This is a genomic window from Microbulbifer zhoushanensis, assembly GCF_021729055.1.
In the GTDB taxonomy this organism is placed as follows: Bacteria; Pseudomonadota; Gammaproteobacteria; order Pseudomonadales; family Cellvibrionaceae; genus Microbulbifer; species Microbulbifer zhoushanensis.
This window is the reverse complement of the sequence record NZ_JAJSAO010000011.1, coordinates 1-21,122: the sequence shown is the minus strand read 5'-3', so window position 1 is coordinate 21,122 and position 21,122 is coordinate 1. Positions and strand designations below refer to the sequence as shown.

The 21,122-nt window shown below is 59.9% G+C and carries 22 protein-coding genes; 3 read left to right on the top strand and 19 right to left on the bottom strand.

Annotation, left to right across the window (positions count from 1 at the left end; translation table 11 throughout):
* Positions 1 to 162: 162 nt before the first annotated feature.
* The 5 genes from LVD10_RS17810 to LVD10_RS17795 all read right to left on the bottom strand — a co-directional run bounded on the left by LVD10_RS17810 (position 163) and on the right by LVD10_RS17795 (position 2,347).
* Positions 163 to 570, bottom strand: coding sequence for a VOC family protein (locus LVD10_RS17810; protein ID WP_237064487.1), 408 nt, complete (start codon positions 568 to 570; stop codon positions 163 to 165).
* Between the two features lie 112 nt (positions 571 to 682).
* On the bottom strand, positions 683 to 1,126 hold the full coding sequence (locus LVD10_RS17805; RefSeq protein WP_237064485.1) for a nuclear transport factor 2 family protein: 444 nt from the start codon (positions 1,124 to 1,126) through the stop codon (positions 683 to 685).
* Between the two features lie 145 nt (positions 1,127 to 1,271).
* Positions 1,272 to 1,421, bottom strand: a complete 150-nt coding sequence (locus LVD10_RS18085) for an integrase core domain-containing protein (protein ID WP_369413292.1) — start codon at positions 1,419 to 1,421, stop codon at positions 1,272 to 1,274.
* A gap of 12 nt (positions 1,422 to 1,433) precedes the next feature.
* The gene (locus LVD10_RS17800) at positions 1,434 to 2,027 is read right to left on the bottom strand and encodes an IS3 family transposase (RefSeq protein ID WP_237064489.1); all 594 of its coding nucleotides are present in this window, start codon (positions 2,025 to 2,027) and stop codon (positions 1,434 to 1,436) included.
* A gap of 11 nt (positions 2,028 to 2,038) precedes the next feature.
* Positions 2,039 to 2,347, bottom strand: coding sequence for a transposase (locus LVD10_RS17795; RefSeq protein ID WP_237064484.1), 309 nt, complete (start codon positions 2,345 to 2,347; stop codon positions 2,039 to 2,041).
* A 354-nt stretch (positions 2,348 to 2,701) separates the two neighbouring features.
* Here LVD10_RS17795 and LVD10_RS17790 point away from each other — a divergent pair, with 354 nt between their 5' ends.
* Positions 2,702 to 3,664 (top strand): IS110 family transposase, encoded by a 963-nt coding sequence (locus tag LVD10_RS17790; protein WP_237064482.1) that lies wholly within the window; start codon positions 2,702 to 2,704, stop codon positions 3,662 to 3,664.
* Between the two features lie 29 nt (positions 3,665 to 3,693).
* On the opposite strand, the gene LVD10_RS17785 is transcribed toward LVD10_RS17790, so the two are convergent.
* The 6 genes from LVD10_RS17785 to LVD10_RS17760 form a co-directional block, all read right to left on the bottom strand.
* Positions 3,694 to 4,122, bottom strand: coding sequence for a hypothetical protein (locus tag LVD10_RS17785; RefSeq protein WP_237064480.1), 429 nt, complete (start codon positions 4,120 to 4,122; stop codon positions 3,694 to 3,696).
* A gap of 822 nt (positions 4,123 to 4,944) precedes the next feature.
* The gene (locus LVD10_RS17780; RefSeq protein ID WP_232940973.1) at positions 4,945 to 6,351 is read right to left on the bottom strand and encodes a M20/M25/M40 family metallo-hydrolase; all 1,407 of its coding nucleotides are present in this window, start codon (positions 6,349 to 6,351) and stop codon (positions 4,945 to 4,947) included.
* Between the two features lie 14 nt (positions 6,352 to 6,365).
* On the bottom strand, positions 6,366 to 6,716 hold the full coding sequence (locus LVD10_RS17775) for a hypothetical protein (RefSeq protein ID WP_232940972.1): 351 nt from the start codon (positions 6,714 to 6,716) through the stop codon (positions 6,366 to 6,368).
* A gap of 16 nt (positions 6,717 to 6,732) precedes the next feature.
* Positions 6,733 to 7,506, bottom strand: coding sequence for a TSUP family transporter (locus tag LVD10_RS17770; RefSeq protein WP_232940971.1), 774 nt, complete (start codon positions 7,504 to 7,506; stop codon positions 6,733 to 6,735).
* 12 nt (positions 7,507 to 7,518) lie between these two features.
* Positions 7,519 to 8,130, bottom strand: coding sequence for a lysophospholipid acyltransferase family protein (locus LVD10_RS17765; protein ID WP_232940970.1), 612 nt, complete (start codon positions 8,128 to 8,130; stop codon positions 7,519 to 7,521).
* A gap of 89 nt (positions 8,131 to 8,219) precedes the next feature.
* Entirely contained in the window at positions 8,220 to 9,803 is a 1,584-nt protein-coding gene (locus LVD10_RS17760) for a peptide chain release factor 3 (RefSeq protein WP_232940969.1), read from the bottom strand.
* A gap of 158 nt (positions 9,804 to 9,961) precedes the next feature.
* On the opposite strand from LVD10_RS17760, the gene LVD10_RS17755 reads away from it, so the two are divergent.
* Positions 9,962 to 11,731, top strand: a complete 1,770-nt coding sequence (locus LVD10_RS17755; protein WP_237064479.1) for an aminopeptidase P family protein — start codon at positions 9,962 to 9,964, stop codon at positions 11,729 to 11,731.
* A gap of 271 nt (positions 11,732 to 12,002) precedes the next feature.
* Here the strand turns inward: LVD10_RS17755 and LVD10_RS17750 are convergent, their stop codons facing one another.
* From LVD10_RS17750 to LVD10_RS17715, 8 genes are all read right to left on the bottom strand, one after another.
* The gene (locus LVD10_RS17750; protein WP_237064478.1) at positions 12,003 to 12,380 is read right to left on the bottom strand and encodes a VOC family protein; all 378 of its coding nucleotides are present in this window, start codon (positions 12,378 to 12,380) and stop codon (positions 12,003 to 12,005) included.
* A gap of 44 nt (positions 12,381 to 12,424) precedes the next feature.
* Entirely contained in the window at positions 12,425 to 13,432 is a 1,008-nt protein-coding gene (locus tag LVD10_RS17745) for an alpha/beta fold hydrolase (protein WP_237064477.1), read from the bottom strand.
* A 53-nt stretch (positions 13,433 to 13,485) separates the two neighbouring features.
* Positions 13,486 to 14,859: an MATE family efflux transporter gene (locus tag LVD10_RS17740; RefSeq protein WP_237064476.1), complete on the bottom strand. Its 1,374-nt coding sequence runs from the start codon at positions 14,857 to 14,859 to the stop codon at positions 13,486 to 13,488.
* A 143-nt stretch (positions 14,860 to 15,002) separates the two neighbouring features.
* Positions 15,003 to 15,491, bottom strand: coding sequence for a ribosomal protein S18-alanine N-acetyltransferase (rimI, locus tag LVD10_RS17735; RefSeq protein ID WP_232940964.1), 489 nt, complete (start codon positions 15,489 to 15,491; stop codon positions 15,003 to 15,005).
* Entirely contained in the window at positions 15,488 to 16,309 is an 822-nt protein-coding gene (locus tag LVD10_RS17730) for a uracil-DNA glycosylase family protein (RefSeq protein ID WP_237064475.1), read from the bottom strand. Before LVD10_RS17730 ends, rimI begins: the two co-directional genes overlap by 4 nt.
* A complete protein-coding gene (locus tag LVD10_RS17725) occupies positions 16,309 to 17,844 on the bottom strand; it encodes a 2-isopropylmalate synthase (RefSeq protein WP_232940962.1) in 1,536 nt (511 codons plus the stop codon). The genes LVD10_RS17730 and LVD10_RS17725 overlap by 1 nt, the downstream gene beginning before the upstream one ends.
* A 373-nt stretch (positions 17,845 to 18,217) precedes the next feature.
* Complete coding sequence (locus LVD10_RS18020; protein WP_305080384.1) at positions 18,218 to 18,715, bottom strand: MarR family winged helix-turn-helix transcriptional regulator; 498 nt, start codon at positions 18,713 to 18,715, stop codon at positions 18,218 to 18,220.
* Entirely contained in the window at positions 18,712 to 19,191 is a 480-nt protein-coding gene (locus LVD10_RS17715) for a glutathione peroxidase (RefSeq protein WP_232940961.1), read from the bottom strand. Before LVD10_RS17715 ends, LVD10_RS18020 begins: the two co-directional genes overlap by 4 nt.
* Positions 19,192 to 19,655: 464 nt before the next feature.
* On the opposite strand from LVD10_RS17715, the gene LVD10_RS17710 reads away from it, so the two are divergent.
* Positions 19,656 to 20,441 carry a Stp1/IreP family PP2C-type Ser/Thr phosphatase gene (locus LVD10_RS17710; RefSeq protein WP_232940960.1) on the top strand — a complete coding sequence of 262 codons (786 nt, stop codon included), beginning with the start codon at positions 19,656 to 19,658 and terminating at the stop codon, positions 20,439 to 20,441.
* Positions 20,442 to 21,122 lie beyond the last annotated feature (681 nt).

The window sequence follows — 21,122 nt, the reverse complement described above, 5'->3', positions numbered from 1 at the left end:
CTTACCCATGGTACACCTCCGTGTTAGGCCGAAACCTAACTATACAGGGTGTCTACTAATCGTGGGTAAGTCTTGCTCATAACGCCGCGCACACTGGCGCGAACTTGCGAGCGTCCGGCAACCGGAGGCTGCGCATGGTTATGTGTTGATGCTGTCATCAACCTAGCTCGACAGATTGAGCTGCCAGGAAACGCCAAACCTATCGTTCAACCATCCAAACATTTGGCTAAAACCGTAGTCATCCAAAGGCATTAGCTCTGAGCCACCTTCGGCGAGGGCCCGAAATACCTTCTTTATTTCGCTCATTGATTCACACTCAACGTACAATGACATCGAGGGTGTAAAGGTAAATTGGTGGTCAAGATGGCTGTCCAACGCCATAAACTCAGTGCCGTTTATCGTAAACCTAGCCATCTTGGTAGAACCTTCTGGTTCATTCTCGCCAGCTTCGTAGCGCTGAAGATCAATGATCTCTGAACCAGGAAATAGAGAGGTATAAAACTTGATCGCCTCCTCGGCTTTTCCAGCCTGCTTCCCTACAAACATGAGTGAGGTCTTAATGGATTTCATCTGTTTCTCCGTTCTATTTTTCACACATAACGTCCACAAAAGTGGTTACAGATCAGAGTGTGAGATGTCGGATACAGTGGATTGTTATGTTTTTAGTGATAAGCAATAAACATCAGAACATTGTATTTTCATTGGCTGATTTTTCTGGAACAGCTTGAATTACATCCCAGTGCTCAACAATCTTACCATTGGCCACTCTAAAAATATCTACTATTGCGCCACCGTTTTTTCCTGGCCAGCGATAGTGTTTAACATGAAGTACGACCAAGTCGCCTTCTGCTATGGCTCGTACAATTTCACCAGATGGTTCTGTTTGAGTTGAACCCGGGTTGACACTCTTTATGAAGCTTCTTAACGCTTCCTTGCCATCAGAAAGATTAGGGTTATGCTGGATATATTGATCCCCAATATATTTGTCAATTGCCTCATGCCCAGCACGGAGAATAACTTCGTTGTAAAAATTCGTCACAAGCTCTTTATTGCCATCAGTTGATGCGCTAGCCCCAAAAGAAATAAAAATTGCAGTAAAGAATACTGGAAAAACTTTATGAAACATTTAATTGCACCATTCTAGTTTAGAAACTGGTCTTACCCACAAAAAGTAGACACTATAACTCCGCGAATTTGCGCTCATACTCAGCTGGACTTATGTAACCTAGTGTAGAGTGTCTACGTACCCTGTTGTAGAAAATCTCGATGTATTAAAACACCCCAGATTTCGCATCATTGATACTTCCAAAGTTCGCTGCGTAAACCAGCTCCACTTTTAGGCGACTGAAGAATGACTCCATCGCTGCATTGTCCCAGCAGTTTGCCTGGCGGCTCATGCTGGATCGGCAGCCATTCTTCATCAGCAGGTCCTGCTACCCCTGCGCTCGATACTGAACGCCCCGGTCTGAATGCACGATCAAGCCCGGCTTTGAATTCCTTTGCTGCAGGGCCATCTTCAATGCTCGCTGCGTAAGCTCTTCGGTCATCTGGGTATCCAGTGCCCATCCGACGATGCGACGCGAATACAGGTCCATCACCACAGCGAGATACAGCCATCGGTCCTTCACCCAGATGTAGGTGATGTCGCTAGTCCAGCGACAATTAGGGCTATCCACCTGGAAGCATCGCTTCAGCAAGTTGGCAGCAACGTTGACTCTACCTTCGACGGGCCTGCTGTAGCGAAATCCTTTCCCGTTCCTCGCCCGGATATGCTCTTTATGCATGATTCCAGCGATATAGTTGGTAGAGCAAGCGATCCCTGCCTCGAGAAGCTCACGGGCGATTCTGGGAGCACCATAACGAGCCTTGAAGGTCTCAAACGTGTCCTTCACTCGCTCGGTAATCCACTTCCTGCGGATCGCCTGAGGGCTTTCCTCTCGGCCGATCCAACGGTAATAGCCCGAAGCCGACACTTCCAGGCACCGACACATCAAGCGGATCGGGTACAACCCTGCATGCTCGCGTATCAGTGCGTACTTTACTCTTGGTGGTTCGCAAAGTACGCAGCTGCCTTTTTTAGAAACTCGACCTCCTGGCGCGCTTCATGCAGCTCCTTCCCAAGGCGGCGCACCTCGGCGCTCTCTTGCTTCGAATAATCTACGCCATCCCGGCTATTGAATTGCTTCTCTGACAGCCGATTGAACTGCCTTCGCCAGTTATAAATCTGTTGGGCGCTGACACCGAGCTCCCTCGCCACTGAAGCCGTGGTCGCCCCGGGCCTCTCCGCCCGCTTTACTGCCTCCCTGCGAAACTCTTCCGTATACGCCTGAGTTCTTTTCTTACCCATGGTACACCTCCGTGTTAGGCCGAAACCTAACTATACAGGGTGTCTACTAATCGTGGGTAAGTCTTGCTCATAACGCTCGGTTTAGGGTCGGCTGGAGCGCAGCGTAAGCCGTCCCAGCCGCGCTTTTCGCGGCGATTACAACCGCTTGTATGGTGAAATCCCCCAAAAATTCGGTAAGGTGAGGCCCGTAACTTGCCACGAACAAGTTACCGGCGTGACAGCTCGATGCAGCGCAGGTGCAGGCGATGCCTAGCCCGTTAACAAGCATGTAGCGTCACGCCGACCCTATGTACAACCCGAACAGTCGAATGGGCCTCACGAGCCCGAATGTAGCAAGGATGGGAAGATCTCACAATGAACAAGAAGGCTACAGCAGGGGTAAATGTTGGCGTGGATGTCGGTAAGACATTCCTGGATATCTACATCCACGAGCGTGATCGGTATTGGCAGATTGAGAACACCCGATCTGATATCGATAAATGGATTAAGGCGATTCGCCGCTTCAACGTTGAGAGAGTGGTCATGGAGGCCACTGGTCGCTATGAGAGGTTGCTGTATGAGCTGCTGGTGGAGGCGGGGCTGCCGGTGGTTATCGTGAACCCGAGGAACGTGCGCCGGTATGCGGGCGCTGCAGGGCAGCTCGCCAAGACCGACAAGGTCGATGCCAAGCTGATTGCCGCTTTCGGGGCTGTGATGCAACCAGAGGTATTGCCGCCCGAGTCGAAAATTCAACGGCAGATCAAAGACTTACTGGCACGGCGCCGTCAGGTTATGACCATGCGCACCATGGAGCTTAACCGGGCTAAAATCATGCCCAAAGCATTCCAGGCTGACTATCGCCGCCACATCAAGTTCCTGGATAAGGAAATCGAGCGCGTGGATCAGAAGCTGGATAAGGCGGTAAAGAGTGAGGAGCTCTGGCGCGCCAAACGGGAACAGCTCGAAACTGTACCAGGCGTCGGCAAGCTGCTGGCCACCACTCTGATCGCGGAGCTGCCCGAGCTGGGAAGCCTCAACCCGAAGGAGATTGCTGCCCTGGTTGGTGTGGCGCCCTTCAATCGCGATAGCGGCATGCTGAGAGGCAAGCGAAGAATTAAGGGAGGGCGGGCACAGGTCAGGACAATCCTGTACATGGCGACGCTTTCAGCGACGATCCACAATTCGATGATCCGTGATTTTTACAGTCGCCTGGTCAGTGAGGGCAAGCACCGGAAAGTCGCGCTGACGGCGAGCATGCGGAAGATGATTGTAGTGCTAAATGCGATGGTGAGGGATGGGACTTACTGGGGAGAGTGCGATGTCAAGCAGGCTGCTTGACATCACAGTCGCTTGTTAGGAGTTGCTCATTAGGTAAGCAATATCAAAATTGCTGAATTACGCGATTTCACACCGTAGAAGAAACTCTTAAGCTCACTATAGAGCCAGATATCGTGTTCAGGACTAAAACCGGTTTTAGCCAAAATAGCTTCAAACTCACCTCTTTCAGTCGACTGAAAAATATCTGAGATAGCACTAACAGTGGCACTATCGATATATCCCACTGCAGGATCACCACCAGCATTTTGTGACGGGTGGTAGCTTCCAGTAAAGAGATACTTAATAGCGGAAACTTCATTCTTAAGCGCCTCCTGCCAGAGTGGCCAAGAATCTTCGAGTTCGAGGACCTCAGCTTCCCCAAGGCCGAAATCGCCAATCACGTCATACCAGTCACTAGGCTCTTTGAGTCTCTCAAGCTGAGAAGAGTAAGTGTCATTTACCTCAAATAAATTTCCCAAACTGACTCCTAACGTCCGGCTTTGGGGCGGACTTGGAGCGGCAAAGCCGCGGAAAGGCTGTCCCAGCCCCGCAGGGGCGATAACAGCCGATTGTTATGTTTGCGTTCTGGCACCCTTGAAATTCCAATAGACATCGGTTGTTACCACAGGAATGAGCGAGACTCCTACGGCCAAGACTCGCCGAGATATCAAAATTTCGCCAAACAGTAATGTAGGGAGTGATGCCTCAAATATCTTGAATATAGACACCATCACGACCAGTGAGCTGAAAAGTAAATTTACTGGGCCCACTACTTTCATTCGACGTGCAATCATGACGCTAATGGCCAAAGCTAACGAGACCAAAAAATATTCGATTACAGAATATTTAAGCGAAACAAGCATTGCAAAGAAGGTAGGAAGTATGACTAATCCCACTCCCGAAATGTACGTTATATAATTTGGTCTCACTCAAAACTACCCACGGAAACATAACAGTTTTATTCAGAAGCCAGTGGCTCTATATGCATTTGGCTCTTTATCTCGCAGGTAGAGCACAATGGCAAATCCAAATCCCCTATAAAATCAATCTGATAGACTTTCTTCAAATATATTCCACTTGCATTAATGAGCCCTCAACCTGTTAGAACTGCAGCCGGGCTGGCTCTTGAACACGAAGTCTTTTCTGGAAAGTCCCTTTAAATCAGCGCGTTAGGTGGCCCGACACCTTGTTCATAAGCCTGTGGCTTCTGAACACGGCACTTATTCAGGCAAACGGGCACAAAAAACCCCGCACAGGGCGGGGTTTTGGCGCAACTGGTACTGATGTCCAGATATGGGGAATCAGTGCTCGGTCGGCACGCGTCCCAGGTCGCCTTCCATTTCTGTGGCCAGGAAGGACATTACCACCCAGGCCGCTACGTTCTGCTTCAGGTTCTCCGGGTCCACCTTGTCCAGTGTGTCGTTGGGCGTGTGGTGGTAGTCGAAGTAGTCTGTACCGTCCTGGTACAGGCCGAAGGCCGGTACGCCCTGGGCCACGAAGACGCTGCTGTCCGGACCGCCGTAGGACTTGTTGTTGCCGCGCTCGATGCCCAACGGGGCCAGCAGCTGCATCATCTGGTCGGCGATGTCGAACTTGGTCTCCGGCAGGCGGGTGTCGAAGCGCCAGATCTTGCCGGCACCGAAATCAGATTCGGACACGGCAATGATGTTGTCCAGCTCGTCCTGGTGGGCCTCGACGTACTGCTTGGAACCCACCAGGCCGATCTCCTCGGCACCGTACAGGATCACCCGCAGGGTACGGCGCGGGCGCTGCGGCAGCTCGGCGATCAGGCGCGCGGTTTCCATTACCACGGCCACGCCGGCGCCATCATCCAGGGCGCCGGTGCCTTCATCCCAGGAGTCCAGGTGGGCACCGATGACCATCACCTCTTCCGGGTTCTCACGGCCGGTGATTTCGCCGATCACATTGAACGAGGGGCCGTCTTCCAGGCGCTGGTTGTGTACATCCAGTTTTACTTCCACCGGCTTGCCGCGCTCCAGCATGGCCTCCAGCAGGTTGGCGTCCGGGGCGGACAGGGCCAGCGCCGGCACCGGGTTGTCGACGCCCTCGACAGACATCATGCCGGTGTGGGCGAAGCGGTCGGAATCGGTGCCCACGGAACGGATCATCAGGGCAGCGGCGCCTTTCTCGGCGGCGTTGCGCATCCCCTGGCTGCGGCCACCCACGACCGGGCCGTAGCCCTCACCGGTGCGGGTGCGCTCCATGCGCTTGTTGATAAATACGATCTTGCCCTTCACTTTGCTGGCCGGGGCCTTCATCAGGGCCTCGACGTCCGGGAGTTCCACGATCTCGGCGGTGATGCCGCCTTCCGGGGTACCCACGGAGTAACCCAGGGAGGTCACTACCAGCGGTTGCGGGAAAGGCGCGGTGACGCGCGCGTGGGCGTGGCCACGGTTCCAGCGCGGGACCTCGATCTGCTCGGTGTAGACGCGGTCAAAGCCCAGTTCCTTCATTTTTTCCTGGGCCCAGGCCACGGCGCGGCGGTCGCCGGCGGAACCGGCGGGGCGCGGACCCACTTCCACGGTCAGGGACTCAACAATGCTGTAGGCATCGGAGGTTTCCAGGGCACGGTCACGCAGGACCTCGGCCACCGACAGGTCTTCATCAGAGAGCGGCTTGGCGTGCAGTGCGCTGACCGCGAGGGCCGCGACCAGGCCCCCGGTCAGGGACAGCAATGGTTTCAGCATGTGGTTATCCTTGATTACTTCTTCAGGTTCTTGTCAGGTTCGGTTGTCAGTAACTGCTCACGTACTTCGCGCAGGCGATCCAGGCCGGCCTCCGTAAACAGGTAGGGCATCTGCCCGGTATATTCCTTTTCCTCGATCTCGAGGCATTGCAGGCGGACCTCTTCCAGTTCCGGGTCGTGGCGCATCGGGTAGCCGGTCAGCACCCGCCACTCGTTGTCATCCGCCTGCCCGGTAATCACGTCCTCCAGCCCCTGCACAAACTGTTCCCTTTCCATGCGGAAACGCGGGGTGCGCATATGCATCAGTGCCCAGACTATCAGGGCAAAGGTTGCAAATGAAATCAGCAGGGTCAGTACCACCGTCATATGGCGCTCTCTCCGCTTATCCCAGGTTATCGACCAGTAGCCGCGCCGCCACCGCGATGGTGGCCAGGATGATCACCGGGCGCACCAGCTGCGCGCCGCGGGCCACCACCAGGTTGGAGCCCAGCCGGGCCCCCACCGCCTGGGCGGCGGACATGCACAGTGCCAGCCACAGGAACAGGTGCCCGCCGGCCATAAAGATCACCATGGAGGTGGCATTGGTGGCCAGCACCAGCGGCTTGGTGTGGGCGGTTGCCCTGCGCATGTTGTATCCCAGCAGCGCGGCGAAGGCCAGCGCGTAGAACGAGCCCATGCCGGGCCCGAAAAAGCCGCCGTAAAAGCCGATGCCCCCACCCACAAACAGGTTGAAGGTGCCGTTGCGCATCCGCGGCTGGGAATCCACGTCGGCAATACGCGGTGAGAAGGCGAAATACACCGCGATGGCAATCAGCAGGATCGGCAGCAGTACCTGCAGTTGTTCACCACCCAGCCGGGTAACGCTCCAGGTACCCAGCGCCGCGCCGCCGATGGCGGCGAACAGGCCCGGCCACAGCGGCCGCAGGTCCAGGTGGCCCTTCTGGAAGTAGTTGATCGCCGAAGACAGGGTGCCGAACACGCTCTGGAACTTGTTGGTGCCCAGGGCGTCCAGCGGCGGGATGCCCGCCCACAGCAGTGCCGGCAGGGTAATCATGCCGCCGGCGCCGGCGATTGCACTGATAAAGCCCGCGGCAAAGGCCACTGCGGACAGTATCAGGTAGGTAAACAGTGACAGCTCGCCGGCGATCGCTTCCACAGTGCTCCGGGATCAGTTATCCCCGGTGACCGGGGTCTGGTTTTCCGGCTTGCGCCCGCGGTAGCTGGCGAAGCGGCGCTGGATCTCGGCCATGTCCTCATCCAGGTTGCCGGTAGGCTGGTACAGGGAGTCCACGCAGATCCGCTTGTTGGGGAAGTCCCAGGCGATCAACAGGATCGGGACGTCCGCCGCGTAGGCGATGCGCAGGAAGCCCGTTTTCCACTTGCTCACCCTTTTGCGCGTTCCCTCGGGAGTGATTGCCATCCACATCTTGTCGTTGCTGCGGTAGGCCCTGGACATCTGCTGGGCCAGGCCGCGGGGAGAGCTGCGGTCGGTGGGCAGGCCGCCCAGCCACATGAACAGTCGCTTGAACGGGAAGAAGAAGGCCTCTTTCTTCATCATGAAAGAGATCTTCACCCTCAGCGCCAGGATCATCGGCATGGCCACCACAAAATCCCAGTTGGAAGTGTGCGGGGCCAGGGCCACCATCACCTTCTTTTCCGCGGGCAGGTTGCCCTCAAAGCGCCAGCCCAGCATCTTGATAAACAACAGGCCCACGCCGCTGGTGAACCCGTTACCAATGCGCGGCACCTCTTCGGGTATATTTTCTGGAATCGTGCTCACTTTATTGTTCTCTCGTGACTGCTCTCGCCTGCGGGCAGGCTGCTACAAGTTTGTTTCTCCGCCCCCCGGGACAAGGGGAGCGGGAATAATCAGTGCTCGCGGGTGGCGTAGAAGCGGATCTCCGGGTAGCGCTCTTCCGCCAGCTGCAGATTCACCCGTGTGGGCGCCAGGTAGGTCAGGTGGCCGGACCCGTCCAGCGCCAGGTTGGTGCTGGCCTTGCGCTTGAAGTTATCCAGCTCCTTGCCGCTCTCGCTGTCCACCCAGCGGGCCGTGTGTACATTCACGTTTTCGTAAATGGCTTCCACCTTGTACTCGTCCTTCAGGCGGTAGGCCACCACCTCGAACTGCAGCACCCCCACGGCGCCAACGATGATGTCATTGGTGTCCAGCGGGAAGAATACCTGGGTGGAACCCTCCTCGGACAGCTGCTGCAGGCCCTTCTGCAGCTGCTTGAGCTTCAGCGGGTCCTTCAGGCGGATGCGGCGGAACAGCTCCGGGGCAAAGTTGGGGATACCGGTAAACTTGAGCTGCTCGCCCTCGGTAAAGGTATCGCCAATCTGGATGGTGCCGTGGTTGTGCAGGCCGATGATATCGCCGGCAATGGCCTCTTCCACGTGGGTACGGTCGCCGGCCATGAAGGTCACCGCATCGGCGATCTTCACATCCTTGCCGATGCGTACATGCTTCATCTTCATGCCGCGATGATAGGTGCCGGAACAGACGCGCATAAAGGCAATGCGGTCCCGGTGCTTAGGGTCCATGTTTGCCTGGATCTTGAACACGAAACCGGAGAACTTTTTCTCATCCGGGGTCACAGTGCGCTCGTTGGTCTCGCGCGGCTGGGGGCCCGGGGCCCACTCGACAAAGCCATCGAGCATCTCGCGCACGCCGAAGTTGCCCAGTGCAGTACCGAAGAATACCGGGGTCAGCTTGCCCGCCAGGTAGGCCTCCAGGTCGAATTCGTGGGTGGCGCCCCGGACCAGCTCGATCTCCTCGCGGATCTCGTCGGCGTACTCGCCCAGCAGCTCGGTGGCCTCGTCACTGTCCAGCCCCTGGATCTGGATATCCTCGGGAATGGTGTGGCCCTGGCCCTGCTTGAACACATGGATGGTGTCGGTATAGAGGTTGTACACACCCTTGAAGTGCTGGCCGGAGCCCAGCGGCCAGTTGATGGGTGCGGCCTGGATATCCAGCACTTCCTCGATCTCGTCCATCACCTCGATCGGGTCGCGGATATCGCGGTCGAGTTTGTTGATAAACGACAGGATCGGCGTGGTGCGCAGGCGGCACACGTTCATCAGTTTGATGGTGCGGTCCTCGACGCCCTTGGCGCCATCGATCACCATCAGCGCCGAGTCCACGGCGGTCAGTACCCGGTAGGTATCCTCCGAGAAATCTTCGTGGCCCGGGGTATCCAGCAGGTTGACCGTGCGGTCCCGGTACGGGAACTGCATGACCGACGAGGTCACGGAAATGCCCCGCTCCTGCTCCATGGTCATCCAGTCCGAGCGGGCGTGCGGGCCCTTCTTGCCCTTGACCGAGCCCGCCAGCTGGATGGCGTTCCCGAACAGCAGCAGCTTTTCGGTCACGGTCGTCTTACCGGCGTCCGGGTGAGAAATGATGGCGAAGGTACGGCGGCCGCCAATGCCCGCCAGGGAGGAACTCTGGCCCATAATCTAGAAAATCGACTCGACGTCTGTACAAAAAGAAGGCGCGCATTATACACGGCAGCGGGCATGAAAGAGACCAGTCCGCTACACTGCGCGTTTCCAGAGATTAGCGACCGCGCGAGCCGTTCGGTCCACTAAAGGCAAGAGGTTTCGGAGGCTGCATGAGTAGTGAACGCTTACAGGCGCTGCGCGAGGAACTGGCGGGTCAGCAGGTGCAGGGGTTCCTGGTCCCCCGCGGTGACGAGTACCAGAACGAGTATGTGCCCGCCTCCGACGAGCGACTGGCCTGGCTGACCGGCTTTGACGGTTCCGCCGGCCTGGCAGCGCTGGCAGGCGACCGGGCCGCCCTGTTTGTGGATGGGCGCTATACCATCCAGGCCCAGCAGCAGATCGGCGACCAGCCCATCGAGCAGCAGGACCTGAACGCCGAGGCTATTGCCCGCTGGCTGTGCGACAACCTCAGGGCCGGCGATGCGCTGGGCTACGACCCGCGCCTGCACACCGAACCGGGCCTGGCGCCACTGGCCAAACGCCTGGCTGAACGGGGGATCGAGCTGCGCCCGCTGGAGACCAATCCCATCGATGCGATCTGGGCCGACCGGCCAACCAGCCCCAGTGGCGCCGCGCGTCCCCACCCCGAGACCTTCACCGGCGAGGACTCGGCCAGCAAGCGCAAACGCATCGCCGAGCTGCTGGCGGACAAGCCCGCCGACGCCCTGTGGCTGGCAAACCCGGAGGTGTGCGCCTGGCTGTTCAATATTCGCGGTGACGACATCCCGCATCTTCCAGTCGCCCTGTCCTGCGCCATTCTCTACCGCGATGGCAGCGCCACCCTTTACCTGGCGGAGGCCGCCACCGGCGAGGCACTGCGCCGGCACCTGGGCAACGATGTGAGCCTGGTGCACGACAAGGAATCACTGTTCGACGCCGCCCGGCGCCAGCATGTGGCAAAGATCTGGGTGGACCCGGGGCTGGCCAACCGCTGGACCCTGCAGCAGCTGCGCGCCCGGGAGATGGAACTGCTGCTGGAACGCGACCCCATTACCGCCGCCAAGGCGCTCAAGAACCCGGCCGAGTTGGCGGGCTCGCAGGCCGCCCACGAGCGCGACGGCGCCGCCCTGTGCGAATTCCTGGCAGAGCTGCCAGAAAAAGTGGCTGCCGGGGGTTTTGGTGAGCTGGAGGCGGTACGGCTGCTGCGGGAGAAACGGGAGCAGCGCGAGGGCTTTACCGACGACAGCTTCGACTCCATCTCCGGCTATGGCCCCAACGGCGCCATCGTGCACTACCGGGTCAGCCCCGAGTCGAGCCTCACCATGAAGCCCGAGGGCCTCTACCTGATCGACTCCGGCGGCCAGTACCCGGACGGCACCACCGATGTCACCCGCACGGTGGCGCTCGGCGACTTTCCCGAACACGCCCGCGAGCATTTCACCCGCGTACTCAAGGGCCACATCGCCATCGCTGCCCTGCGCTTCCCTGCCGGAACCTGTGGCGAGCAGATCGATGCCTTTGCGCGCAAGTCACTGTGGGACGCCGGGCTGGATTACGCCCACGGCACCGGCCATGGGGTCGGCAGCTTCCTGAGCGTACATGAGGGGCCACAGCGGATCGGCAAGGCGAGCAGCGGTGTGGCGCTGCGGGCGGGCATGATCCTGTCCAACGAGCCCGGCTTCTACCTCACCGGCCAGTACGGTATCCGTATCGAGAACCTGGTCTATGTGAAGGAGAGCGAGCAGCACCCCGGCTTCCTTGAATTCAGCGAACTGACCCTGGCGCCGATCGACCAGCGCCTGGTCAAACGCGAGCTGCTCACCGAGCAGGAGCTGGCCTGGTTGAACAACTATCACCAGCGTGTGTGCGAGACGTTGCTGCCGCTGGTCAACAAGAAGACCCGGGCCTGGCTGAAAGAGGCCACACAGCCGCTCCACTGACAGCGAAAAACCTCACACCGGCCGCCACCAGGAATTAGGTCACCAGGCCTGTATTGTCGCTCCCCTGGAGAAAGTGGGCGCAAAGGACAATTGACAGGGCAAAGAGTACCGACACCCCGATACAGCAGAATGTTGCCGTTTTCGCCCTCATACTATTTCCACCCTTCGCTGGCCTTGTGTGGATTTTCTTCCGGTCACGGTGGACTGGCCGGAACTGGCTCCTGATCAACCGTTGGCCCGTCCCTCCCGGGAAGGGCGAGGCGAACAATACCTATACATGCTGGTCTACCAGTATCGGGTTGCCGTCCGGGTCTTCCATCACGAAATACGCTGGCCCGGAAGATGACTCATCAGCTTCCTCGCTGAACGTCGCGCCCTGCCCCCTGAGCGCTTTCTGCAACTGCCGCACGTCCGTAAACGCGGGCAGCCTGTTCGCGCCCTGGTCCCAGCCCGGGTTGAAGGTCAGGATGTTTTTCTCAAACATCCCCTCAAAAAGCCCGATCACGTGATCGCCATTCTTCAGGATCAGCCATTTTTGCGCGGGGTCTCCGCCCAGAGACTCGAACCCCAGCTTTTCATAAAAGGCCCTGGACTTCTCCAGGCCCTTTACCGCGAGGCTGATCGAGAATGCGCCGAGTTCCATCTTCATCGTTATGCTCCCTGCCCTGAACCAGGTTGTTTTACAACCTTTTCTCAGTGGTTCTCCAGGAAGGGCACCAGTTTTCCGAGCACACGCTCACTGGCGACCGGCCCAAAGGTGTGGCCCATGCCGGGGATGGCGACAAAGTCTGCACCGGGAATTTTCTCCGCCGTGTCACGGCCGTGGGCCACCGGCAGCAGCGGGTCCGCCGCGCCGTGGATCACCAGTGTGGGGACGTCAATTTCCTGTAGGAGCGCCGAGCGATCACCGCTGGCGACAATCGCCTCGAACTGCCGCACCATGCCCGGGCCAAAGCCACCGCGGTTGGCGACACGCTCGACCCGCTGCCGGGCATCGGCGTCATCGAAGTATTCCGGGGACCCCAGTGCCCGGGAGATAGCCACTCCCTTTTCGATACCCTCCGCCCGGTTGGGCGCGCGCTCCGCGGCGCTGGCCAGGGCCTCGAGGGCCTGCGGCTGCGCCTCCGGCAATCCCGCCGCACCGGAGCTGGACATAATGGAAGTCAGGCTGCGCAGGCGCTGCGGGTACCGGGCTGCCATCACCTGGGCAATCATGCCACCCATGGAAGCGCCCACTACATGGGCGCGCTCGATACCCAGCACGTCCTGTAGGCCGATGGCATCCGCGGCCATGTCTTCCAGTGTATAAGCCGGGTCGGGGTCCAGGCCGACCTTGTCCTTGACCATGGTCCACCACACCGGAGGTGCGGAGAGGTCGTAGAACTTCTGTGACAGGCCGGCATCGCGGTTATCAAATACCACCACCCGGAACCCGGCATCCAGCAATCCCTGCACCAGGGTGTCGCCCCAGTGCAGCATCTGCGCGCCCAGCCCCATCACCAGCAATACCGGCTCGGCATCACGGGGGCCCATATCCTGGTAGGCAATGGACACCTCATTCACGGCCGCAAAGTGGATCGGGTGGCTGTCGAAGGGATTGGGGACGCTTTTTGCGGCAGCACCCTTGCCAGGGTCAGCCGGGGCAGCGCCAGCGGCGACACTGAGCAACAGCGCGCCGAGGAAAAGGTTCAACTTGTGCATGGTGCAACTCCGCATTCTTGTTATTGTTTCTGCGGCGGCAGCGGTGGCTACCGTCACTGGGCCTGCAAGTGTGCCTCACTGTATTCATGTCCGCTCACGGTACGACGCAACCACCACCAGGCCAGAGCCCCCAACAGCAGGTTGGAAGCCGCCGTGGCTGCGAACAGGCCGGTGATTCCCCACACCTGGTTGCCGACCCACGCCAGCGGCAGGTAGATACCCAGTACCCGCAGGAAGGAAACCAGGGTCGCCGGCAGCGGCCGGCCCAGGCCATTGAAGGACGCGTTGGCGGACATCACGAAACCATACCCGGCATAACTGAACGGCACCAGTGTGAGGTAGGCCACCGCCACCGCGATCACCTCGCCCGAGTCACTGAACAGGCGCACCAGGGGTTCCCCGGCAACATACAGCACCGCCGCCAGCAGCAGGCCGAAGCCCACGCAGAAACGGGCCAGCACACTCACGGTCTCCCGCATGCGGTCCACCTTGCCGGCACCGGCGTTCTGTCCCATAAATGGCCCGACCACGGAGGACAGGGCGTAGAACACGATCAGCGCCAGCGGCTCGATCCGCAGGGCCACACCGAGGCCGGCCACCGCCTCTGCGCCGTGCACGGCTACCAGCGCCACCACCACACCGCCGGCCATGGGGATAATCACATTGGTCGCAATGGCCGGCAGCCCCACCTTGAGGACCGTGCGCCAGGACTGCAGCAGGGCCGCCGGGCGCAGCTGCGGTGCGGCCAGCAGGTGCTCCTTGCGGATCAGGAAATAGAGGGCGGCGACAAAGCTGACACCGCGGGCGATCACGGTGGACAGGGCGGCGCCCTGCAATTCGAGTCGGGGGAAGCCCAGCAGCCCGAAGATCAACAGCGGGTCCAGCACCAGGTTGAACAGGGCAACCGCCACCATGATCCGCCCGGTGACCCAGCTGTTGCCGATGGCGCGCAGGGCCGACAGGCACACCATGGGCACGACCGCGAAGGTCGCGCCCAGGTACCAGGGCACCATATAGTCGGCGATCAGCGGCAGCATCGCCTCTTCCGCCCCCAGCAGCCGGAACAGCGGCTTGATGGTGGCGAGCCCCACCACACTGATCGCCAGCGCCACCAGGAATGCCAGCATGGCGGCGTCGGTTACCAGGCGGCGCACCCGTTCCAGGTCACCGGCACCGTAGGCCCGTGCCACCGCCGAGGAGGTCCCCGCCCCCAGGCCGATGGCAAAGGCGTTGATCACCATCACCACCGGGAAGGTGAAACTCATCGCCGCCAGCTGGGCGTTGCCCAGCTGTGCCACGAAATAGGTATCCACCACATTGAAGGACATGGTGGCGAGGATGCCCCACACCATGGGGAGCGCCAGGCGTTGCAGGTGTCCCGCAACGGGGCCTTCGAGCAGTGAGGGATTTTTGCCGGATAACGCCATGAAATACCCTGGGCGCAGCGGGCAGGCCGCCGCGGCTACATTGGTTTGCGATGAGTGCCGGTATTCTACCAGTGTCTTGCCAGCGGGGTCCGGCGACTCTCGGCGAGATGCCCCGACGGAGAGATTACTGCCAGGCCCTGAGGCTAGAGCGCACAACTCATCAGGATGGCATCCTCGCGACCGCCGCCGGTAGCGGGATAGTAGTTGCGGCGCACCCCGTCCTCGACGAAGCCCAGTCCCGCATAGAGACCGCGGGCGGCCTCGTTGGAGGCACGTACGTCCAGCAGCAGGCGGCTGGTGCCCTCGGGAAGCCGGTCGATAACCTGTTGCAGCAGGGCCCGTGCAATGCCACGCCGGCGCCAGCGGGGGGCGACCGCCACATCCAGGATCTCGGCCTCATCAAAAAGTTGTGAAACCACACAACAGGCTATCAGCTCGCCCGCCGCGCTCTCCAGCAACCAGGTTGCATGGCCGGCTTCCAGGCTGTCGAGGTATTGGCGCTCGCTCCAGGGATGGCTGTGAGCACTATGTGCCAGTTGCGCCAGCGCAACACTGTCGGCGGCGCCCGCCGCGCGCAGTCGCGCACCGGCGACCGGGAAATCGGCGGCGGTAGAATTGGCGGGGGGGATCACCGGCTGCGGGTCTGCTCGGGATAGCTCTGCCGCAGCAGTTGCCAGACGTCGCGCTTGCGACCGGGCTCACGCAGCAGTTCACTGAGACTGGGCATGGCCAGCAGGCGGATGCCATTCCAGTCACCGGTCTGCTGCCCGGTGCCATCGAGGGGGATCGGGGAACAGAACTGGTGTGCCTGGGACCCCATCAGCCAGATGGACTTGACCGGGCGGCGCGCGCTGGCGGCCTCCAGCCAGCTGGAACAGGTATCGCGGGCGTCGCTGGCAGCGGCCGGGCCGGCAAAGCGGTTTTCCGCCAGCGGCCAGCGCAGGCGATCCTGCTCCCGCGGCAGTTCATGCCAGCCCATGGCCCGAACCATATTGTTGAACAGCGCGTCCACCGGCAGCGCTGCACCGGGCTCGCGGCTGTCCACTGCCAGCAGCTCATCGCCGAGCCACCAGCAGCTGAGGACAAAGGGCTCCACTTCCTGGCGCGGAGGCGCCAGCTCGGTGGGGCGCGCGGGTGCGGGCTCAGCCCGGGTCTCGCGCGTGATAGCGCCTACCTCACGCAGCACTTCCGGCTGTGGCGCGGATGGCGATGGCGGCGGGGGAGCGGTGCCGGCATCCGCAACCGGGGTGGGCACCGGCTCGGGGGGCGCCTCAACCAGCTGGGCGGCCGAGCGTGGCAGCGGGCTGCCGGCCTGCCCCGCGCCCTCTTCCGGCTCCGCTGGCGGCAGCTGCGCCTGGCGCGGCTCCGGTGCCAGCGGCATTACAAAGCGCGGCATATAGCTGGTGACGCCCAGCGCCTGCAGGTATTCCGCGCGATGTCGTTCGTGCATCAGACGCCCTTTCTCTTGCTTTCTCCACTGGCGAGCAAGTTTAAGGCATCCAGGTAGGCCTGTGCAGAGGCAACCAGGATATCGGTATCGGCACCGACACCGTTGACCAGCCGGCCGTCGCGTTCCAGCCGCACGGTCACACTGCCCTGGGAGTCGGTACCCTGGGTAACGGCATTGACCGAGTACAGTTTCAGGTCGGCGGCGCTCTTCACCACTGACTCGATGGCCTTGAAGGTGGCATCCACCGGGCCGCTGCCGTCCGCTTCCGCATTCACCTCGGCGCCATCGATCAGGATCTGCATTTGCGCCCGCGGGCGGTTGCCGCTGCGACTGTGCACATCGATGGACCCGAGACGGTAGCGCTCCACCGGCTCCTGGGCCCCGGCCATGATGGACTGCAGGTCCTCATCGAAGATCTCGTGTTTCTTGTCAGCCAGGTCCTTGAAACGCTGGAACACCAGCTGGAACTCGGCCGGGTCGTCAAAGCTGTGGCCCAGCTCCTCGTAGCGGGCCTTTACCGCGGCGCGGCCGGAATGCTTGCCCAGCACCAGGCGGTTATTACCCCAGCCAACGTCCTCGGCCCGCATGATCTCGTAGGTCTCGCGGTGCTTGAGCACGCCGTCCTGGTGGATACCGGACTCATGGGCAAAAGCATTGGCCCCCACAATTGCCTTGTTGGGCTGCACCGGGAAGCCGGTGATGGAGGAAACCATGCGCGAGGTGGGCACGATATGGCTGGGATCGATACGGGTTTCCACCGGGTAGAGGTCATGGCGGGTCTGTACCGCCATTACGATTTCCTCCAGCGAGGCGTTACCGGCCCGCTCGCCCAGGCCGTTGATGGTGCACTCCACCTGGCGCACGCCGTTCATCACCGCGGACAGGGAGTTGGCCACGGCCAGGCCCAGGTCGTTGTGGCAGTGGGTGGAGAAAATAGCCTGGTCGGAATTGGGCACGTTCTCGATCACGCGCCGGAACATGGCACCGTACTCACCGGGCTCACCGTAACCCACGGTATCGGGGATATTGATGGTGCCGGCACCGGCGGCAATCACCGCCTCGATGATGCGGTACATGAAATCCGGCTCGGAACGGCTGCCGTCCTCGAGGGAAAACTCCACATCATCGGTAAACTGGCGCGCGTGCTTCACCGCTGCCACCGCCTGCTCCAGCACTTTTTCCGGCTCCATCTGGAGCTTGTATTTCATGTGGATTGGCGAGGTGGCGATAAACGTATGGATACGCGAGGCGTTGGCTTTCTTCAGGGCCTCGCCGGCGCGGATGATATCCGGCCCCACCGCACGCGCCAGGCTGCACACGCGGGAGTCCTTGACGGCTTCCGCAACCGCCTGCACGGCATCGAAGTCACCCTGGCTGGCGATGGCGAATCCGGCCTCGATAACGTCGACCCGCATCCGCTCCAGCATCTTGGCAATGCGGATTTTCTCGTCTTTGGTCATGGACGCGCCGGGGCTCTGCTCGCCGTCACGCAGGGTGGTATCGAAAATGACTAATTTATCTTTTTTAGTGTTCATCTGGCTCTCTCCAAGCTATGGCTCGAGGCTAAACAGCCGCTCACAGGCTGTCTACGCATTGACCAACAATAAGTGTGGAATTCTGTGTGACGGGGAAGGAATAAAATTATCTGCCGCCGCCGGGCAGTCGTAGCGAGAAAGCTAGGGCGCGGTAGAGATGCCAGGATTTGAAGTGATTGGTAAACATGACCATCTGGACGTTGTGTTAACTGCCCGCATTATGCGCCGCCCCTCAATCAGGCGTCAACACTCATCCTAATAATGAAAGGTGAAGAGCAATTTAAAGGATGCCAGTCCTATTTTTTCAGGAATATTAGGCGAAAGGGTACGACTCACAGACTCGGGAGACGCCTGGGGCGAGAGGTGGGGAGACTCAACCGGAGCTCCCCAGTTTTTCCAGGAACTGCCACAGCTGGCCCCGCAACGACTCCACTTCCTCACGGGTGACTGCCGAGGAAGCGAGCTGTCGCTCAACCCACTCCTGGGCACGCGGCTTCAGGGCACGGCCGCTATCGGTGACGGCGACCAGGGTGACCCTCTCGTCGCGGGAAGCCCGCCACCGGCTCACCAGGCCGCGCTGTTCCATGCGCTTGAGCAGGGGCGTGATGGTGCCGGAATCCAGCATCAGGCGTCGGCCCAGGGCCCCGACCCCGACATCCGGCGATTCACCGCGCGCCGCAGCGGCATCCCACTCCCAGAGGACCAGTAGAACCAGGTACTGGGGGTAGGTCAGCTCCAGGTCCCGCAACATCGGCTGGTAGGCACGGGTCATTGCCCGGGAGGCGGCATAAAGGGCAAAACACAACTGGCCGTCCAGCGCCAGCGGATCCCCGCTATCGCAGGGAAACGCCGGCCTGCCGGCGTCGCTCACAGCAGCGCCTCGATTTCGTCCTCCAGCGCTTCCGGCTTGTCCTTGGGCGCAAAGCGCTTCACCACCTGTCCTTCGCGGTTTACCAGGAACTTGGTGAAGTTCCACTTGATCCGCTCGGTACCCAGGATGCCAGGTGCCTGCTGCTTGAGTTCGCTGAAGAGCGGGTGCGCCCCCGGGCCATTCACCTCCAGCTTGGAGTACAGCGGGAAGGAAACACCGAAGTTAAGTTCGCAGAACTCCTGGATCTCATCATCCCCACCCGGCTCCTGGCCACCGAACTGGTTGCAGGGGAAACCCAGCACCTCCAGCCCGCGATCACGGTACTTTTCATACAGGGACTGCAGGCCCTTGTACTGCGGAGTAAATCCACACTTGCTGGCCGTGTTGACCACAAGCAGCACTTTGCCCTTGTGCTCGGCCAGCGAGGTTTCGCTGCCGTCCTGGGCCTTCACCGGAATACTGAACAGATCGCTCATTGCATCGCCTCCTGATTTGGCTGCTTTTGTACTCGATACGGCAATTTACCGCATTCAGTTGCGCACAATCTAATTGCTTACAACTGATTCTTCAAGAATGCGGCATCCGGGCAGCTGGTGTATTGCCACCCTGGTCTCCCCACGGCGGTCGCCAGGACTCGTCACCTGACGGTGCGCGGGATCGGTGCGCGGGAAAAACCGGTTGGGGAAATACAGCCGGGGGACGCTGCTCTCTCCTGTAAAACCCGTCAATAACGGACGGCGAAGCAGCCCGTGTCCGCCTGTTACCAGGGATCTGCACCATTATTCAGCACAGTTATTACATGCTCTTACACCCGGTTAAGCTCGTGCCCCAAATAACGTATCTTGCAGTGAGTTGGGGCTTTCGGCCGCTTTCGGCCAGGTAGTGATCCCGCGACTGCTAATGGAGAAGTAACAACCAGGTATAAAGGAGCCGCGCTGCGATGGCGTCTGTACGGTTGGCTGTCGATGGACAGACTGATATTGGATTATTCAGGGAAGAGAACGAAGACTGCATATGCCACTGGGAAGACCCTGATCACCCTTTTGCTTTTGTGATTCTGGCTGATGGCATGGGCGGGCACCGCGGCGGCGCGCGGGCAAGTGCCATCGCCACCGAAACTATCAGGAAATGCCTTGCCCGGCTGATAAGCGGTGACTTCCTCGCTACCCCAACGCGCCAGCAGGAAGAGGCCATTCGCAGCAACCTCCTTACCGCCGTATGCTCCGCCAACCAGCTTATCCTCGACGCGAAACAGGCAACACCCGATCATGCCCAGATGGGCACGACCATTGTCGCAGCGGCAATCTGGCGCGACTTCCTGGTGGTCGCCCATGTCGGGGACTCCCGTGCCTACCTCTGGTCTGAGCAGGGCATACAACGCCTGACCCGGGATGATAGTTATGTGCAGGAGCTGATCGACCGCGGCCAGTTGACCGAAGAGGAAGGGCGACGCTCCACACTGCGCAACCAGATTACCCGCGCGCTGGGAGTAACCCCAGAAGTCACTCCATCCATTAACAGTCGTCGGTTGACCGGCTACAACCTGTTGCTGCTCTGCAGCGACGGCCTGACGGACTACCTGGATGACAACAGCCTGGAAAGAATCCTGAACTCGCATCGCCCGGCACTGACATGCACGCGCCGGTTTATCGATGAAGCCAACAGGATGGGCGGGAAGGACAATATCAGTGCTGGCATGATTGAGTTCCAGTGCGAGGCCGTTTGAGCACTTCGTCCCAGCCAGCCTCTACCCACCCGGTCCTCACGTCGAACACGATTTAGGGCTGCTAGCTGTTACGTCCGGCGCGCCAGCCCCGGTTAACCTGCACTTTTACATGTAAACCCTGAACAAACCCAGGCAGGCTGAATTAGTCCACAGCCCCCGCCGGGATTCACCGCAAAATTACCCCGGTCCAGGTTACCAACAGAAGGTTTGGATAGACCTGTGAATAACCTATGGGTATGGATCCCGACACGCCCTATCCCGTCCGCCTGGGCTAATAGGGTAAAAATGCGCCGGTTTCCGGAAGGGGCGGTAAGTAGACGCCGGCAATAAAAAAGCCCTGACCGCCTAAGCAATCAGGGCTTTTGGGATAGAAGCCTGTATGCAGGGGCGATGGGCTGTTGAGTCACCATCCCTGGCGCAGCTGCAGATTGTTCGATCAGGCCCCGGCCCGGCCATCCATGGCCGGTCGCTAAACCGTGCACGAAGCTGTGCTTCGTCTGCGCGCGGTTTAGCCCTACTCTCATAGATGCTCGGCACTAATTCACCGTCGGAGTTTTTAAATAAAAAAAAGGCCACCCAATTGGGTGGCCTTTTCTTTTATTTAGAAGCCTGACGATGACCTACTCTCACATGGCGAATCACCACACTACCATCGGCGATGTTGCGTTTCACTTCTGAGTT

Excerpts from the sequence above, each read along its gene's own strand:
- LVD10_RS17740 (WP_237064476.1), bottom strand. The coding sequence starts at position 14,859 with ATGGCGTTATCCGGCAAAAATCCCTCACTGCTCGAAGGCCCCGTTGCG.
- LVD10_RS17780 (WP_232940973.1), bottom strand. The coding sequence starts at position 6,351 with ATGCTGAAACCATTGCTGTCCCTGACCGGGGGCCTGGTCGCGGCCCTC.
- LVD10_RS17750 (WP_237064478.1), bottom strand. The coding sequence starts at position 12,380 with ATGAAGATGGAACTCGGCGCATTCTCGATCAGCCTCGCGGTAAAGGGC.
- LVD10_RS17745 (WP_237064477.1), bottom strand. The coding sequence starts at position 13,432 with ATGCACAAGTTGAACCTTTTCCTCGGCGCGCTGTTGCTCAGTGTCGCC.
- LVD10_RS17790 (WP_237064482.1), top strand. The coding sequence starts at position 2,702 with ATGAACAAGAAGGCTACAGCAGGGGTAAATGTTGGCGTGGATGTCGGT.
- LVD10_RS17715 (WP_232940961.1), bottom strand. The coding sequence starts at position 19,191 with ATGAGCGATCTGTTCAGTATTCCGGTGAAGGCCCAGGACGGCAGCGAA.
- LVD10_RS17810 (WP_237064487.1), bottom strand. The coding sequence starts at position 570 with ATGAAATCCATTAAGACCTCACTCATGTTTGTAGGGAAGCAGGCTGGA.
- LVD10_RS17760 (WP_232940969.1), bottom strand. The coding sequence starts at position 9,803 with ATGGGCCAGAGTTCCTCCCTGGCGGGCATTGGCGGCCGCCGTACCTTC.
- LVD10_RS17805 (WP_237064485.1), bottom strand. The coding sequence starts at position 1,126 with ATGTTTCATAAAGTTTTTCCAGTATTCTTTACTGCAATTTTTATTTCT.
- LVD10_RS17710 (WP_232940960.1), top strand. The coding sequence starts at position 19,656 with ATGGCGTCTGTACGGTTGGCTGTCGATGGACAGACTGATATTGGATTA.
- LVD10_RS17795 (WP_237064484.1), bottom strand. The coding sequence starts at position 2,347 with ATGGGTAAGAAAAGAACTCAGGCGTATACGGAAGAGTTTCGCAGGGAG.
- LVD10_RS17730 (WP_237064475.1), bottom strand. The coding sequence starts at position 16,309 with ATGCACGAACGACATCGCGCGGAATACCTGCAGGCGCTGGGCGTCACC.
- LVD10_RS17755 (WP_237064479.1), top strand. The coding sequence starts at position 9,962 with ATGAGTAGTGAACGCTTACAGGCGCTGCGCGAGGAACTGGCGGGTCAG.
- LVD10_RS17725 (WP_232940962.1), bottom strand. The coding sequence starts at position 17,844 with ATGAACACTAAAAAAGATAAATTAGTCATTTTCGATACCACCCTGCGT.
- LVD10_RS18085 (WP_369413292.1), bottom strand. The coding sequence starts at position 1,421 with ATGAAGAATGGCTGCCGATCCAGCATGAGCCGCCAGGCAAACTGCTGG.
- LVD10_RS17775 (WP_232940972.1), bottom strand. The coding sequence starts at position 6,716 with ATGACGGTGGTACTGACCCTGCTGATTTCATTTGCAACCTTTGCCCTG.